Annotated in this window: 21 protein-coding genes; 15 read left to right on the top strand and 6 right to left on the bottom strand. The window is 33.9% G+C overall.

Annotated features, from left to right (window positions below; all coding sequences use genetic code 11):
• Positions 1-359 precede the first annotated feature (359 nt).
• Positions 360-1,997, top strand: coding sequence for an SLC13 family permease (locus tag IEV41_RS05180; protein WP_188387354.1), 1,638 nt, complete (start codon positions 360-362; stop codon positions 1,995-1,997).
• 107 nt (positions 1,998-2,104) lie between these two features.
• Here IEV41_RS05180 and IEV41_RS20335 read toward each other — a convergent pair whose 3' ends face one another.
• Positions 2,105-2,329, bottom strand: coding sequence for a DUF975 family protein (locus IEV41_RS20335; protein WP_373284199.1), 225 nt, complete (start codon positions 2,327-2,329; stop codon positions 2,105-2,107).
• 53 nt (positions 2,330-2,382) lie between these two features.
• Positions 2,383-3,024 carry a recombinase zinc ribbon domain-containing protein gene (locus tag IEV41_RS05170; RefSeq protein WP_188387353.1) on the bottom strand — a complete coding sequence of 214 codons (642 nt, stop codon included), beginning with the start codon at positions 3,022-3,024 and terminating at the stop codon, positions 2,383-2,385.
• 24 nt (positions 3,025-3,048) lie between these two features.
• Between IEV41_RS05170 and IEV41_RS05165 the strand changes: the two genes are divergently transcribed.
• From IEV41_RS05165 to IEV41_RS05155, 3 genes are all read left to right on the top strand, one after another.
• A complete protein-coding gene (locus IEV41_RS05165; protein WP_188387352.1) occupies positions 3,049-3,297 on the top strand; it encodes a hypothetical protein in 249 nt (82 codons plus the stop codon).
• Positions 3,298-3,574: 277 nt separating this feature from the next.
• Entirely contained in the window at positions 3,575-6,529 is a 2,955-nt protein-coding gene (locus tag IEV41_RS05160; RefSeq protein ID WP_188387351.1) for an S-layer homology domain-containing protein, read from the top strand.
• A gap of 5 nt (positions 6,530-6,534) precedes the next feature.
• Positions 6,535-6,987, top strand: a complete 453-nt coding sequence (locus IEV41_RS05155) for an SMI1/KNR4 family protein (RefSeq protein WP_188387350.1) — start codon at positions 6,535-6,537, stop codon at positions 6,985-6,987.
• Positions 6,988-7,080: 93 nt separating this feature from the next.
• On the opposite strand, the gene IEV41_RS05150 is transcribed toward IEV41_RS05155, so the two are convergent.
• Together IEV41_RS05150 and IEV41_RS05145 are read right to left on the bottom strand one after the other, a co-directional pair.
• A complete protein-coding gene (locus IEV41_RS05150; protein WP_188387349.1) occupies positions 7,081-7,410 on the bottom strand; it encodes a hypothetical protein in 330 nt (109 codons plus the stop codon).
• Between the two features lie 34 nt (positions 7,411-7,444).
• Entirely contained in the window at positions 7,445-7,687 is a 243-nt protein-coding gene (locus IEV41_RS05145) for a helix-turn-helix transcriptional regulator (RefSeq protein WP_229722214.1), read from the bottom strand.
• A 208-nt stretch (positions 7,688-7,895) separates the two neighbouring features.
• On the opposite strand from IEV41_RS05145, the gene IEV41_RS05140 reads away from it, so the two are divergent.
• The 5 genes from IEV41_RS05140 to IEV41_RS05120 all read left to right on the top strand — a co-directional run bounded on the left by IEV41_RS05140 (position 7,896) and on the right by IEV41_RS05120 (position 11,327).
• A complete protein-coding gene (locus IEV41_RS05140; protein WP_188387347.1) occupies positions 7,896-8,744 on the top strand; it encodes a ParM/StbA family protein in 849 nt (282 codons plus the stop codon).
• The gene (locus tag IEV41_RS05135) at positions 8,710-8,916 is read left to right on the top strand and encodes a hypothetical protein (RefSeq protein ID WP_188387346.1); all 207 of its coding nucleotides are present in this window, start codon (positions 8,710-8,712) and stop codon (positions 8,914-8,916) included. Before IEV41_RS05140 ends, IEV41_RS05135 begins: the two co-directional genes overlap by 35 nt.
• A gap of 14 nt (positions 8,917-8,930) precedes the next feature.
• On the top strand, positions 8,931-9,281 hold the full coding sequence (locus tag IEV41_RS05130; protein WP_188387345.1) for a hypothetical protein: 351 nt from the start codon (positions 8,931-8,933) through the stop codon (positions 9,279-9,281).
• Positions 9,282-9,574: 293 nt separating this feature from the next.
• Positions 9,575-10,774, top strand: coding sequence for an FtsK/SpoIIIE domain-containing protein (locus IEV41_RS05125; protein WP_188387344.1), 1,200 nt, complete (start codon positions 9,575-9,577; stop codon positions 10,772-10,774).
• Complete coding sequence (locus tag IEV41_RS05120; protein ID WP_188387343.1) at positions 10,695-11,327, top strand: replication-relaxation family protein; 633 nt, start codon at positions 10,695-10,697, stop codon at positions 11,325-11,327. The genes IEV41_RS05125 and IEV41_RS05120 overlap by 80 nt, the downstream gene beginning before the upstream one ends.
• A gap of 41 nt (positions 11,328-11,368) precedes the next feature.
• On the opposite strand, the gene IEV41_RS05115 is transcribed toward IEV41_RS05120, so the two are convergent.
• The gene (locus tag IEV41_RS05115) at positions 11,369-11,572 is read right to left on the bottom strand and encodes a helix-turn-helix domain-containing protein (protein WP_188387342.1); all 204 of its coding nucleotides are present in this window, start codon (positions 11,570-11,572) and stop codon (positions 11,369-11,371) included.
• 1,122 nt (positions 11,573-12,694) lie between these two features.
• Positions 12,695-13,147 (bottom strand): DUF975 family protein, encoded by a 453-nt coding sequence (locus IEV41_RS05110; RefSeq protein WP_188387341.1) that lies wholly within the window; start codon positions 13,145-13,147, stop codon positions 12,695-12,697.
• Positions 13,148-13,394: 247 nt separating this feature from the next.
• On the opposite strand from IEV41_RS05110, the gene IEV41_RS05105 reads away from it, so the two are divergent.
• From IEV41_RS05105 to IEV41_RS05085, 6 genes are all read left to right on the top strand, one after another.
• Positions 13,395-13,724, top strand: a complete 330-nt coding sequence (locus IEV41_RS05105; protein ID WP_229722150.1) for a hypothetical protein — start codon at positions 13,395-13,397, stop codon at positions 13,722-13,724.
• Positions 13,725-13,942: 218 nt separating this feature from the next.
• Positions 13,943-14,485 carry a hypothetical protein gene (locus IEV41_RS05100; RefSeq protein ID WP_188387340.1) on the top strand — a complete coding sequence of 181 codons (543 nt, stop codon included), beginning with the start codon at positions 13,943-13,945 and terminating at the stop codon, positions 14,483-14,485.
• Between the two features lie 108 nt (positions 14,486-14,593).
• Positions 14,594-14,785, top strand: a complete 192-nt coding sequence (locus tag IEV41_RS05095) for a hypothetical protein (protein WP_188387339.1) — start codon at positions 14,594-14,596, stop codon at positions 14,783-14,785.
• Between the two features lie 18 nt (positions 14,786-14,803).
• Positions 14,804-14,935, top strand: coding sequence for a hypothetical protein (locus tag IEV41_RS20150; protein ID WP_268235130.1), 132 nt, complete (start codon positions 14,804-14,806; stop codon positions 14,933-14,935).
• Positions 14,936-14,944: 9 nt separating this feature from the next.
• The gene (locus IEV41_RS05090) at positions 14,945-15,469 is read left to right on the top strand and encodes a hypothetical protein (protein WP_229722149.1); all 525 of its coding nucleotides are present in this window, start codon (positions 14,945-14,947) and stop codon (positions 15,467-15,469) included.
• Positions 15,470-15,555: 86 nt separating this feature from the next.
• A complete protein-coding gene (locus tag IEV41_RS05085; RefSeq protein ID WP_229722148.1) occupies positions 15,556-16,326 on the top strand; it encodes an Imm26 family immunity protein in 771 nt (256 codons plus the stop codon).
• Positions 16,327-16,441: the final 115 nt, after the last annotated feature.

Raw genomic sequence — 16,441 nt, 5'->3', positions numbered from 1 at the left:
AAAAACCATATTAATTACAGAAAATTCTATTTTTTCTAAAAACAGACATGCTATAATAATAGCGGAAGAAAAAGCGACATATTTTGACCTTTTCATAAATTTGACATATGATTAAGAAGGGAATGGGAAAAGTATGTAATAGTCTCTAAAACTTCCAGAATAACTATTAGTCTACATAAATTGATTTATAGTTCCATGGACTACTTTGTAGGCGAATTGGTGGAGGGAGAGGATGTTACGGAATCGTCATGAAAAGGTTGGAAAAAGGATCAATCATCGGTCATGGTTCTAGTAATCCTTTAGCATATTTCACCATGCCCGGGAGAGATGCATAATGTAACGACACAAGGGGGATTTAAATGGAAAAATCGGTTATGAAGCAAGCGTGGAACATGAGCTGGGATGCACATTATAAACTGAAACGTCTATTGAAGTTTTCAATGCCTGGCGGTACTTCATCTGTACAAAAAGCAGATAAATCATCACAAGTATCTACTGGAACAAAGAAAGATCCAAGTTATACTCCTGTTCAATTGACGGGTCTATTATTAGGTCCATTGATGTTTGCGTTAACATTATTATTCTTTTATCCAGAAGGACTTACTGATAGCGGAAGAGCCGTATTAGCCTGTACACTGTGGGTGGCAATTTGGTGGATTACAGAAGCAATTCCGATACCGGTAACATCGTTATTACCACTTGTTATTATGCCTGTAACGAAAGCCCTCGAAGGTGGCAAAGTATCAGCAGCGTACGGAGACCCTATTATTTTTCTTTTTTTAGGTGGATTTTTGATAGCGCTTGCAATGGAGAAGTGGAACCTTCATAAACGTATTGCGGTTATGATTATTATGGCAATTGGAACAAGCCCAAAGCGAATTGTACTAGGTTTGATGTCTGCAACTGGTTTCTTATCAATGTGGGTATCGAATACAGCAGCTGTAATGATGATGCTTCCAATCTGTACATCGATTGTTTATCAAGTAATAAAAAATGCGAAGGAAGCTAATATCGAGGAAGCTAAATTAAAGAGCTTTGAAAAGACGATGATTTTTGGGGTTGGTTTCGCAGGAACAATTGGAGGAGCTGCTACATTAATTGGTACACCTCCAAATATTATTTTGGCAGCAACGATTCAAAAGTTATATAATGTTGAAATTTCGTTTGCTAAATGGATGTTCTTTGCAACACCGATTGTTGTTTTTCTACTAATAGCTGTATGGTATTATCTTGTAACAGTCGCATTCCCAATTAAATTCAAAGAGTTACCTGGTGGGAAAGCAGTTATTAAGGAAGAAGCAAAGCGCCTAGGGAAAATATCATATGAAGAAACAATTGTACTTATTATTTTCTTGTTTACTGCATTTATGTGGATTTCAAGAACGTTCTTATGGACAGATCTTATCCCAGGTATTAGTGATACGATGATTGCTATTTTTGCAGGTATTTTATTCTTCTTAATTCCAGCAAAAAACAAGAGTGGCAAATTACTAAGTTGGGATGTATCTAAAGAGTTACCTTGGGGTATCTTGTTACTATTCGGTGGTGGCCTTGCGATTGCAGCTGGTTTCAAAGAATCAGGACTAGCTACTTGGATGGGAGAACAATTAAATGGATTAGCTGGTCTAAATTTATTAGTTATTATTATCATTATTACAACGATGGTATTATTCTTAACGGAAATTACATCAAATACTGCAACAGCTACAATGATTTTACCAATCTTAGCAGCTCTTGCAACGGCAATGGAAGTACATCCATTTGCATTCATGGTACCAGCAGCAATGGCAGCGACATATGCATTTATGTTACCAGTTGGTACACCGCCAAATGCGATTATCTTTGCTACTGAAAAGATTACAATTGGTGAAATGGTGAAATCAGGATTCTGGGCTAATATCATTGCAGTAGTTCTAATTGTATGTGGAACATACTTCTTATTACCAGCAATTATGGATATTCAGTTAGATGTATTCCCAGCAGATTTCAAAAAATAAACGATAGTTACACATAACCCGTAAGTGAGAATTTGTTCATTTGCGGGTTTTTTAACGAGAAAAAAGCCACGTTGAGTGTAGTATCAACAAGGCTTTACGTTTATTTTTTATTCTGCGTGATTTTCTTTAACTTTTTGATAGAACAATGCTACACTTGTTTGAATATATGGGTGTAACCATATATATAGGAGTCCCAATGTTGGGATGCAAAGTAGAAACCAACCAATAAAAGAAAGGTATAAGCAGAATAGTTTCCATCTGTAGCCCTTCATCATTTTACGGCTCTTTGTAATTGCTTCATTTGGTGAGAGTTCTGGATATTCATTTAAAATATACGGAGCTAACGCATATTCTAGCCCTTTTATGTAGATAAGCGCATATAGAATTATTTGAACTCGTAATCTGTAATCTCTATTACAGATGGCTTATTGTATCGTCCACCTTTACTTTGGTAAATAACCTTAGGTGTTATGCTTTTAAAGATACTACGAATAGAGAGCATCTTTGTTTCTTCGGAGAAACTGTGCCAGTTCTTGTGCAGCATTTCCATTGTACTTTTAATTTGTTGTTTATTAGCTTTTTGTTTAAACGACTCTAAGTTTTCGAGTATTTCTTCTTCCAAATCCTGCAGATTATCCATTCTTTTGTGGTAGTCTACTTTGCTGATTTCACCTTCGATATAAAGCTCTTTAATCCGTATTTTTTTATCCGAGAGGTGTTTAAGTTGCGTGCTTGTATCAAGACGAAACTCGTCCGAATTCGTTTCATCTTCAATTTTAAAATCTTTAAGGGTTATAATTAGTTTTTCTAAGAAAGCCTTTTGAACAGATTCATAACGTAATGTTTTTTGTGGGCATAAGCCTAGCTGGTTACGGACACATCTATAAGAATAGTAGACCTTACCGTCATCGTTTCGGCCATTTCGAGCAACACCTACAGTGCTTTTTCCACATTTCGGGCACTTTAATATACCTGTAAAGGGGTGGAATATGTTATTACGTGGTCGAGGGATGTATCGAGGAGGCATATTTTATTCTGTAAAGCTACTAATATGCAGAGAAGATATTATACGGTACCAGTAGAAGAACCTGTAGGTGACCTTCCAGAAATTGATGAGAACGGAATACCTATATATTATCTTTGTTTTATAGGAAAAGATATTATTGAAGATTTTCACGAGAAGGCTGATGGAAATGATGACCTCGCCAGGCAGTGGGCGAAAAACGGAGTCAGGCATGTAATAAAGTACGGGCTTAATACAGCTGATTATATTTATAACAGAAAGTTTGTTAGGAGATAAACACGAATGATATTCTTGAAATTATAATACAAAATGATGTGTCCTGTGATAGGATACATCATTTTTCTTTTTATATTGTTTTCTCAGTTTGAAATGCTTGCTGGAAATATAATTTATTAGGTTAGTTAATCTGTTTTAGAATGTAATTTTTATAAGATATATAAAACTGATAAAACATCAATATAATTCATCTTTCGATTTGAAAAGACAAATTTAGGTAATAAATGATATAATATCCTGCGTTGCAGTTTTTATAAAAAAAGGAGGTATTATAAAATTGAATAAGAACTTATTTTTAAGTTTTTCAATCTTTATACTATTGTTGAGTAATTCTTTAGGCGTAATACATGCAGAGCAAAAGAATCAAAAAAACAACATTGCATTTGTAGATGTACCTAAAGATCATCCATCTTATAAAGAAATAATGTTTATGGTGGAAAAAGATATAATTCAGGGTCATGAAAATGGCCATTTTGGTGCCAAAGACAACTTATCTCGAGAACATTTGGCTCTGTTTTTATATAATTATTTAAAGCCTAAAAATCGAGTGGAAAACCCATTTGTTGATATTGATTCTAATAGTTATAAGGATCAAATTTTATCTATGACAGCATTAGGTGTATTCAGTGCTGATTCAGAAAAAAAGTTTAATCCGAAAAGTATTGTAACAAGAGCAGAATTAGCTAAAGCTTTAGTGAAACTTTTTAACTTTAAATCATCTGATAACTATGAATTTATTGATATGAAAGATCACTGGGCTAATGAGTACGTAAAAACTTTGTATAGTAACGGAATAGTAAGTAAGACCAAAAATAATAAATTTAACCCAAATGGACCTGTAACTAGAGAGCAATTTTCGATTTTTTTCTCTAAAGCAATTCAAAAGATAGAGAAGGGTAGTGAGCAATCTGAATCAGAGAAGCCAACGTCTAGCCCTTCTATTAATCAGAAAGTGCTTAATACACCTCCTAAGCAAGCTGTAAGTGATAAGAAAGCCTCGAGTCCTGAACGTATTCATATACTGACAAAATTTGATTTGTACGAGGCCGAAGGTTTTTTCATGTCAAAAAAAGTAGCTTCGAATCTTAATCCACAGTGGGTAGATATAATAAAAAGAAGCGAGACAGATAGCAATTGGCTGTTAATAAAAAGCCATTTAGGGGAGAAATGGGTATACTACAACCCTAAACCAGAACATATCAATATACCAATAAATTATGATTTATATGAGTCAAATGACTTCCATTATGAAAAAGTAGCTTCGAACCTTACTCCACAATCAGTAAAGGTACTGGCTAGGGATCCTTTTAATAAGCACTGGATGTTAATAGATAGTCACCTTGGGCAAAAATGGGTTTACTATAACCCGGAATTAAAGCCTATTCATGTCAAATATGATTTTGATACTTATGAAACAACTAATCTAATTGGAGAAAAATCAGCTACTTTTGCGCCACAAACGGTAAAAACAGTAGCAAAGTACGAGGATAACTGGTATCAAATTGAAACAGGTAAAGGTAGGAAATGGTTGTATTATACAGGTGAACCTAAAGAAATAGCTATAAAGAGTTCATTTGATACATATGAAAAACCAATGACCTTCATGCAAACAAAATTACTGAGCTTTGCACCACAAACTGTAACTGTATATGCGAAGTATGATAACAATTGGTTATTGATTCAGACTTCAAAAGGGAAACAGTGGGCGTATTACAATCCTACACCCGAAAAGGTTTATATACCAATAAGTTTTGATTTATATGAAGAAGCATCTATTTATTCAAAAAAAGTAGCTTCAAATCTTACTCCACAACCAGTAAGTGTAATTAAGAAAGGCGACTTATTTGATGAAAACTGGATACTAATAGAAAGTAGTTTAGGGAGATACTGGATTTACTATAACCCAGAATTAAAACCTATTACATTAACAAACACATTTGAAGTCTATGATACACCGGATTTTACTAGACCTAAGGTAGGAACATATGATCCTCAAACGGTTAGACCATTTATAAAATCAGGAGAATTTTGGTATCAAATTGAAACAGCACAAGGTAAGAAGTGGATTCATTATAACCCTACTCCTGAAAAAATGTATATCTCTACATCATTTAATAGTTATGAAAAGATGTCCAGAAAGTCTCGAGTTACAGGTACATACAACCCTCAAACCGTAACAGTCATAGAGAAGTTAAATACGTTTTGGTACCTCATCAAAACTGAACAAGGCAACCAGTTTATCTATCTAGATAACTATAAACCTGGTGAAGTGCCACAATGGATAATTGATTTAGAAGAAGCTATGGATGATTTAATAGTACTTGACTTTAATATATACTTTGACTTCAATATGGACTTGACTGAGTTAGAGAAATGGCTTGCTGACTCAGATAAATGGCTCGCTGATTTAGACAAGATGAATGCTAATTTGGACAAGATGAACGTAGCGATTACAAAAAACATGAAGAAGGCAAAAGAGCATTTCAATGCAATAAATTGGAGGAACAATTCCACTTTAATCGAAAAGTTATCAGAAGGAATGAAAGACCTTGATTTTTCTGGTATTGTCCCTAAAGGTTCCTCTAATCGACAGCAAAATGATCAAGCCTTATATAATACAATGCTTCTTATGCCGATTCTTGGTAATGGTATGGCATTAGCAGAATTAATTTCCGGAAAAACTCTAACAGGTAAGGACCTTGACTCTACAGAATACTTAATAGCAGCATTGTCTGTTGTTGGTGGCGGTGGAATTAAAACTTTAGGTACCGTAACAAAAGCCCAGAAATTCTCTAGTAAACAAGTAGATTTATCATGGGCTAAAAAATATCAAGATAATTTTAGTGCTTATGAAATTACAGGTACAGTTAAAGTAGGTAAAGAAATCAGGGATGTAAGTAGAAGGGTATATAGATTAGAAGATATAGATTGGAAATATGTAGCGCCTAAAAATGTTAACCCAACTGGTAAATCTAATTTAGAAATTGCACTTCTTGGGAATGCCCCATATACTAAAGATAATCAGAAAATAGAATTGCATCATCTAACACAGAAAGAACCTGGTGCAATGGTAGAGATGTCAGAAAAGATACATGGAGATCTTTATGATGCTTTACATATAATTAAACCGGGAGATAGTTTTAGAAATGATCCGGCGTTAGAGAAACAATACAACAATTTTAGAAGTAACTATTGGAAGTTGCGTGCGAAAGAGGCTAACGGAGGGAAGTAAGGAAAATGAAGAATGAAATTATAAATATAATTAAAACCTACCAAAAAGAAAGAGATTTCATGGGAGGGGTACAAGAAAGTACTATCCAATATGCAGAACAAGTATTAAACGTGAAATTTCCTGAGAGTTATCGATGGTTTGTGGGGAATTACGGTAGCGGAGGTCTTATTGGTATAGAAATCTATGGTTGTGAAGAAATTGGTGTAGATTCATCTGTCATATACCAAACAAGAAGGTATAGGGAAGATTATAAATTCCCTTTAAATTATATTATCTTAAATGATATTGATGGGAAGGTCACTTGCCTAGATGTTGACGAAATGGATTCAGGAGAATGTCCGATAGTTTTTTTAGATAGACATACTAAATACCGCTATGAATACAATCATGAAAACTTTTATGAGTACTTTTTAGACTGTCTACAAAATGCTGTAGATAACTTTTATGAGGAAGAATAGTTAAGTCGCATATAAAGAAACCTATATGGTATAGTTCTAAAGATAAAAACCCTCGATTCACTTTAGCCGAGGGTTTTTATCTTTAGAATAATTTTATTTAATCCATTCAATTAATGTTAATTTTCTACACTTAGCACACGTATATTGCCCATCGTCTTTAGTAACACGTTGTTTGTAATCACAATTAGGACAAGCTATTACTTGCTTCGAAAGTCCTCCGGTGATAAAAGCGATTGATGTCCCGAAGAGAGGGATTGCTACGATTAATCCGATTAATGTAATCGCTAATGCTGCAGATACAATCAATCCACAAATACCTAGAATCACAAACATTATCCTAGAAAAAATATTTGATTTTTTATCTTTCTCCCTGATGACTTCTATTATAAAAGAATTTCCGTCTGCTGTTTTTCTTAACTCCATATACATACCTCCAGTGCTTTGTACATTCTATACATTATTTTTGCGAAATATGAACTGGAAACGAAACTGGAAATACTTCGATATTTTCATCAAGTATGTATAAATCATAAACAGAACATCTAAGCAGGGTAGCCATTTTATATAAGAGATCTGCTGGAGGAAATGTTCTATCATTGGTCCAGTTGTCCATTGTCTTATCAGATACTTCGAGCTGTTCAGCCAGCCATTTCTTTTTTATCCCACGTATTTTTCTTATCTCATCAATTCTATTTTTCATTGTAATCACCGATTATTTACTTCTATTCTAGAACATTAAAAACCTTTTTAAAAATAAAACTTAGAAAAATTTATAAGAAAACATGTAATAAATTACATGAACTGAAAATATTATTTATTAAAGTCTTACCTAAGTCACACCTGATAGTTTGATAGCTTGTTTAGGTCCTACCTAAGTCACACCTCAAAGTAGAGGAGGAGATGTCATCATGATTTTGTCCATTGATGGCGGTAGTGAAAATGTAAAAGCAGCAGGTGAAAACATCATAGATATATTTCCATCAGTAATTGGAGAATACAGAGATCGTAAAAAGAAAGATAAGCATGGCAGCAGTGATATGGAATTTGAAATCAACGGAAAAAGGGGTTTCGCTGGAAGCTTAGCAATAGTAGAAAGTGTGTTTACATCTACAATCAGAGGAGAAACAAAAGCTCATCATTATTTAAAAATACGTGTTTTATTGGCGCTACATCGTAATTGTAATGAGAGAAACGTGAAGATTGTAGCGGGTCAACCGATTAGCATGCATACAGACACAGAAAAAAATAAAATCATCGTAATGCTGAAAGGTGAGCACAAAATAACGGTAAATGGAGTGACGAAGGAGTTTTTTATAGAAGAATGCGTAGTGGGCTTAGAAGGAGCGGCAGCATATTTATGCATACAACGTCCAGGAAAGATAAGAATTATTGATATTGGAGGTGGAACGGTTAATTTAGCAACAATTTTGAATGGTAGTTTTGTAGATAAAGAATCAAGGACTTTACCCTTTGGTTTCAATTCTTCAGCAGATAAATCAAAAGGGGAGCATATTATTCAGGCGACTTATAATGAGGCTTACAATTTAGGATGGAGAAGCGATGATGAAGTTTATTTTGTAGGAGGACCAGCGGAAACTCTTATAAGTAAGGTTATTAATTATTTCAGTAATACACAAGTAATTGCACCACTTCTCGATGGAGAAATGCTTGAACCTGTTTTCGGTACTGCGGTGGGCTTACTGCTAATTGGGAGGGCTGTTTATGCCAAGGATGGTCAAGAAAACAGTGGTGTTTAATATGGAGGATCCTGATCAAATTTTATTACATGAGCATGCAAATGAACGTAAGAATTTTTCAGGATATGTAAAGCGATTAATCCAACGTGATCGTGAAGGGGGTTATTCGGTTGCGCCAGTGAAGATATCATCAGTAGAGAACCGAGCAATAAACGTAAAAAGTTTTATTTGAGGAGCGTGAGGCTAATGAGAAACATGAAGAAAATCTGTTACGACTTAGAAACGACTCCACTCTTATATGGCTCGGGATATTTGAATGATGTTTATGAAGAAGCTATCACGAAGAAGCAAAAGATGGCCGTATATCAACATTTAAATAAGCATGACGTCTATGGAGATAAGCAGTACAAAGGTTACTATGCGCTCAGTCAACAAATCCAACGTGATTTTTTTAATGTGAAACAGAAAGTTAATTGGGAGGATTTCTTTCAGACTCACGAGGTCCTGTTAGATACATTCGGCGAGTACAGTATTCAAGAACGTGATCCAGGTGATGAAGAGGATAGAAGCTACTGGAATTTAATAAAAAACCTGTAGGGAGAGGTTAGAATGGTTATCGGTGAGCTAATGTTCATGTACGGGGCCACAGCGTCTACTGTAGCCATCATTAAGATGTTCGAAGGTCCTAAGTTCAAACTTCCAAAATCATTTCTCAAGTCGTTTCTAACAGTACTTGTACACAGCTCAGTTATTTATGTTCTCTACGACCTTCTAAAAGGACTTCTATAAGAGAAATAAATATGGAAATAGAAAGTCATTGATATAACAGTGTTTGTATGTGTTTTTAAATTTCCAACAAAACGCAACTACCTAAGGAGGTATTTAGGATTATGATTTCATTACTTTTAATACCTACAGTGCTTTTGCTGGCAGCTTCGTTCTCACCTTACTTTAAACAGACGGATAGGGAGAAAATTCAATTGTTTTTTGAAATTGCAGGGATTGGTGTAAAGCATAATAACGAGATTCAATATCCGTCTTATAAGGCTACAGAAGACGATGATTTAAGTACGACGTATATATTTAGACTACCTTTGGGGATCCCAAGCAAACTCTTAGAAAAAATAGGAGGGGTTGTCGGAGAAGGTCTGAATAAACCTGTTCTAATTAAATATGAGAATTATGAGTTACGTATTAGAGTTTTCACCCATGGGTTGAAGGATAAAGTAACTTGGTGTAGATCAATGGTGAGAGAAGATAGCTGGGAGGTTCCTGTTGGCCAAATGCTGGAGGGAATGGCTTACCACGATTTTGATAAGATTCCACATGCATCAGTTGGGGGAACGACAAGGTATGGAAAGACAGTCTTTTTAAAAAACATTGTTACAAATTTAATACTAGCTAATCCAGATAACGTGAGATTTTACATTTTTGATTTAAAGGGTGGGCTAGAATTCAGTAGATATAAAAATTTAAAGCAAGTAATGAAAGTTGCTGAAAATACAGTTGAAACTTTTGAGGTATTAGAAGCTTTACTCACAGAAATTAGAAAGAAAATGGAATACATGAAACATAACTATATCACTAACATTGTGGAAAGTGATGAAAAAGAAAGGGTTTTTATACTTGTAGATGAAGCAGCTGAACTTTGTCCTGATAAAAGTATGCCAAAGCCTAAACGTGATTTACTCGGCGCGTGTCAGCATATGTTAAGCGAGATTGCAAGGCTAGGTGGGGGATTAGGGTATAGGTTAGTTTTTTGTACCCAGTATCCTACAGCAGATACTTTACCGAGGCAGATTAAACAGAACTCTGACGCGAAGATTGGATTTAGACTCGCTACGGGAGTTGCTAGTCAAGTTGTGATTGACGAGGACGGATTAGAAAAATTACCTTCATTATTACCTGGGCGCGCGATTTACAAAACAGATTGTAAACATGAAATGCAAGTCCCTTATATTTCTGATAAACATATGTGGCACGTTTTAAAAGATTGGGAGGTGACAAAAGATGAGCCGAAGCCAGTCTACGAAGTACCAGCAACAGAGCAAGCTAGACCGTCAGATACAAGTTTTATTGAGTTTAAGTAAATTAGAATTCGCAACAAGACGACAACTTATGGCCATCCACGATTTAGGTAGTATCCGAAATGCGAACTACTTTCTTAAAGATATGCAGAAATATATGAACGTTACGCAACATAAAAAGGAGTATGTTTATTATCTTAATAAAACAGGAGCGGAATTGATTGGGCATGCAAAACTTTATAAAAAGAATAACCGATTATCTCATACACTAATGAGAAATGAGGCATGGTTATTATGTTATTGCCCTGAGAGCTGGGAAATCGAGAGGCCGATTGAATTCGGAGCTGACGGCGAGAAGAAGGTAATCATACCAGATGCTCGTTATATGGATAATAGAATTCCCTGCTTTGTGGAAATAGACCGGTTACAGAGTATAAAAGAAAACGAAAATAAGATACAGACGTATAAGATACTATGTAATCTTTATAAGCAACGTGGGGTTACTCCAATCATACAATTCTTTACGATCTCTAAGATACGTCAAAAAAACCTTGAAAATCTAGGAGTTAAATATGACGTTTATCTGCAATCCCATGTTGTAGAGGAAATTTATTAATGAAAAACCCCTTCGCATATGTAGCGAAGGGGTTTTTCATGTTATTCAGTTTCCTCGATGGTAAACAAGTCTTCAATCTTCAAGTCAAGAGCGCGACTTACACGAATCAATGTTTCAATTTCATACCTAGACTGACGGTTAAAACGACTAATAGTAGCTTCTGTAGTTCCTGCCATTGCCGCTAAATCCTTTTGTCGTAATTCCCGTTCTTCTAAGATTGCCGATAAACGTGGCGTTACTTTCATAGTTATAGTACCTCCGTACATAATCGTTAATTACATATTACACTTGTGAAATTATTTCGTCAATAATCTATTGACTTACTAATTACACAAGTGTAATATGAAACTAATAAATTACTTAAGTGTAATTTGTAATTTTGTAAGTGAAATGAAAAAATACTGGATATTCTGCATCGAGCTTCTTGAGATTCTTCGTTTTTAAAACTGTGATTCAAGGGGCTTATTTTCTTATTGTCTTTTTTAGGACAAGCTGTAGAAATTTCCGAACGAGGAATGACCTAACACTCGTTAAACTTGAACAGGTTAGCTGAGCCGACGTCAGAAAGTCAAGCGTCCTAATGTGTAACGTTTCCTTGTTTGCGTTTTTAGGAGTCTAGGCGAGTACGGCCATAAACGGTACGGCGGTTGCTTGGCGTGTTACGGCACGGGTAGCAATGGATAAAAGAGAATACCAGGTTACGAGTAATTAAGAATAGACCAGTAGCGTAATTCTTCCCTGATCTCTCAACAAGTAGGACAAGCATTACTTGTAAAAAGTCTGTTGTGTAAGAAATTACAGTGTTGAAACAAGGTGTTACTATACGGATTCCTTAACCCGATAGACAATGTGGGAACGGTAATGAACGTCTACTTTATGTCACATTACTTTTTCGTTTTTGTGACATAAGGTAGTAGTTTTCTGCCCTAGCCGTTGTCCTATACCACTCAACCAATGTTGAAAATTGGCAAAGAAAAGTCAAGAAAAATCCTAAAAATGACTGAAATAAATTACAGGTTTTGTAAGTGAGTTAGAGTGCAGTGTAATAGGGTTAGTATTTTAATAAAGTGTGTGAGAATGAAAGAAAGGTATATGAAGATAGTGAAACTAAACAAGTAGAGGTGGGAATGGGTTTGAAATGGTGGGGGAGTGTAGTGATATTTACAGGTTTTAAAAATTCGGCTTTTGTTACTAAAGGTTATTCAAGAATGTAATAAGATCTATTAGTTCTTATTAACATTAATAGTATTATATATACTATATATAAATTATATATTTAATATTATATATAATAATATACAAAGGTATAGAATCTTTTAGGGGGTTACTTTTTATTCCTGAGGTTTTAAATAAAAGGGATTCTTAATTTAACCATGTCTTAAAAATAAGAGATTTATATATTTTCTATATGCGCTTATCCACCTGTAAGTGAGCCCTTTTATAATGCCTGGCACAATAAGTAGAAGGCTCCATAGCATCGTATATACTGCACTTAAAAAATAAAGACCAATCGCTTTTAAATAAGAATGTATGCTTGTAAAGTGTGTGAAGATTATATTCGCTGAGTAGCTTTCTCCTTTAACGAGCTGAAGATAAAGCTTGTTCTCTCCTAAAAAAATGGGGCTTCCAAATATGAAAATATAAATGAATGTGAAAAGATCCACTTCGGATACCCAACTATCATTGGAGAAAAAAACTTCTTCGACAATAAAAGGAATAAGGGATGTTAATGCAATTACTAGTAGCGAATAACCTAAAAATGTAGTATTACGAGGGCTTTTAATCCGTGAGGCTTCTGCTTTTAATTCTGAAATACGCAATCAAATCAGCTCCTTCTACGAAAATATGTATTTATCTTAATTATATCAGGTCGCTTGTCTTGAATATACAGAAATATACATAAAATTTTAAATACCGTTAACAAGTTACGATGTTAGTTTTGTTGATTAGGTAATTTTGTTATTATACTTATTGAGTAGAGCAGATTGCATCCAATTATAGTAGATTAGTATTAAATAAGTTTCAGCTAGTTAACTACAATTAGCTGATAAAGGAGAGTAAATTTTTTTGGCAAAACGGTCTAATGAGGAGAAGTATTCTCTATTAGGAACTATAGTAAGTGCTATTTTTGTAGTAATTTCATTCATATTCGGTATTGTTTCTATTGATTCAAGCTTAAATACGCGTAAGATTGATAAAAATATCGAGTATTTAAAGAGATATGAATGGTTTCAGGAAATGTATAACGATGAAAAATATAGAAAGTTATTTTTCACACGTTTGAAAATACGTACTTATTTAAATAGTTCTATTAGGGTAAGATTATTAGTTAAAAATGAGAAGGCTAGAAAGAAATTTTTACAACTAATAGAATTAGAAGCTGAAAAAATAAAATGACCTTTAGCTACGAATGTTTTGTGAGTAATCTATGAGACTATACTGTTCTTTTGAAGTGAAAATAAATGGTTATCTAAAAAAAATATGGCTACAGGAGAAATATATATAGATAGAACAAGCGAAATACTGGACCTGAAACATACAGGTGTGATGCCCTTTAGTTATGTGAATAGTAAACATATTGAAAGAAACAGAAGAAAAGAGGGGAAGGTAGTAGTATGACAAGAGGTATCTTCAGTTATTTAGAGGAGTTACAAAATGATCTATTTGTTTTAAAACCAGCGGATATTGAGCAGAAGTATTTTGATATTTGTAGAGAGTTGGCTGATTTAAAAGAAATAAATAAGATATATAGGATTAGTATGGAAGATTATAAGAACTCATTAGAGGAAAATTTAAAAGCAGCACTGGAACATATAACAGATGATGTAAAGGCAATTTATTTCGAGTATGACATAGATAATAATTGGGATGGCAATTATTATCTATGTCAGGAGTACAATGAGCTTTCCGAAGAGGATGATGACTGGGCATGTGAGTGGGAAATTTATATACAGGGGCCTGACTTTTATGAGTTTTCTGAAATGTATCAGATGAAGGGCGGATTTGGTGATGAAAAAGAGGAAATAGGTATAACGTTATTTTTAATAGTCAGAACAATGACTTTATTTTTAGGTTTGGCAAAAAAATATGATACACATATCCCTGTTTGTATAGCATACCATGATCAAGATCCTATTATGAGGACTAAAAAAGGTTAACTTTCTACGTTATATCTTATTTGATGGACAAGTCTAGAAGCTGTAGTTTTAAAGTGAGTAAATTAATCTCGATTGGTCTTAGAAATATATAATAGAAGGTGAATATAAATGTCGAATGAAAATTTTAATATTAGTGAAAAGATTATTGAGAAACAAATGAACATATTTAAAGAAATGGTCTCTTTCTACCAATGTGAAAATAAACAGTTTCCTACTCTTCAAGAAATTGAACAAACGTTAGTTATTGCATTGAAACATCAACAATCCATAGACTTTAAAGGTAACTATGAACTACTTTAACAATAGGGAGAAGATGGGATGATAGAAATTCATTTTAAGGACTGGGCAAAAAATCGCCCTAAAAAACACTATAATCACTTGCATGGATTACGAATATTTGAGTTGCTTCTCTCAGAAAAGATAAGAAAGCTAGGAATAGATTTAGGATAGTTTAACTATATGCCTGTTAATCCTAACAAAGAAGTATCAATTAAGATAAGCGAAGCTCTTGGGGAGATTAGCATATTCATTCCAGATGATTATATGGATTTTATAAATATCAAGTTAACAGAAGAGAAGTTCCAACATTTTTCTACGTTAATTCGTCAATATGTTATTCCGGTTTTGGAAAAACATTGTGATTTAGAACCATCAGAAATATCCGTATATATAGAGGAAGCACTTGATTATGTTATACAAGAAAATTATGAAGCAATCTTTTTAGTAGATAAAACACCGAAAAAAAGTCCTAGTCGTAAGAGAACAGCTATTTTAAAAGGGATACATCGTTCAGAAGGGTTTCAGTTATGGTGTGAAGTATATAATGAAAAAGGAAGAAGAGTAGTAAATCAGTTGTTTGTAGAAGAAGTTGGGAATGAAATTGTATATGCTAGATTCCTTGGTACGTTGAAATGGGAGAATGAAAACCATATTGTAATAAAGTCTAAAAAAAGTAGTTGGACGGCGGAAGTACATGTGGAGTGAGGATTTAAATATAAATAGATATTAATGTCTTTAATCATCCGAAAAAATAGTTAATTAAAAGGTCAATGATTTAGGGGAGATGAAGAGTGGATAAAGGAGTTATATTTAACGCACTAGATTATCAATTACAAGTAGGCGAAATTTCTATTTCAGTACCTGATCATAGTTCAAAGGAATATAGCATTTTTACTGATTTAGCAGATTTTTTTGGTGTGGAGACAAATAATGAAGCTCAGAAAATGTTAACGGTAAAAGTAAAAGATGAGGGAATAAGAGGTAAATTACACTTTGATGCAGAAAGTGATTTTGTTGGAATCTATTCGAGGAATGGAAAAGCAATATTAAAAGTGGCTGTATTATTGAATAAGTTAATGAAGGAGGATTTCAATTTATTAAATATACAAGAGTATGAGCAATTTATCGATTCATGGAAAAGACCTAAAAAACAGAAATGGGGAATTGGTGATATATTTTCTATTAAATTACCGAGTGGTACATACTTTTTCGGTCAAATTGTTGAGTTAAATGAGGGGGTAGCTCCTATTTGCTTAATCTTTGATTTGAATAGCAAACATATGCCCTCCACTCAAGAAATTTATGATGCTGAGATTATAACAGCAGTATGGATTAACTCTTATTACTTTGATGATTACACATTTAATGTCCTATTTAGAATGGAGATTATCGGTGAAGTAGGTTCAACAAATCGACGGGATCCAGTGCGAAATGTAACATGGTCTACCAGCTCTTTAGAAGAATTTTGTATGAATTATCAATTAGAATGGAAATCGGAAGTCATCGAAAATATGCTTTATAATAGGCATTTCGTACGGAGAAGAAAGTGCATGATAGAATAAAAAGATAAAGGTGATAGTATCAACAGGAAATAGTAAAAGGATAATTTTTTAATTGTAGAAGGTGAAGACGTTGTTCTTCATTATTTGTGTAGTCATGAATATGATATTTCCATCC

This window comes from Priestia taiwanensis, from assembly GCF_014638355.1.
GTDB classification, from domain to species: domain Bacteria; phylum Bacillota; class Bacilli; order Bacillales; family Bacillaceae_G; genus Priestia_D; species Priestia_D taiwanensis.
This window is presented reverse-complemented; position numbering and strand designations above follow the sequence as displayed.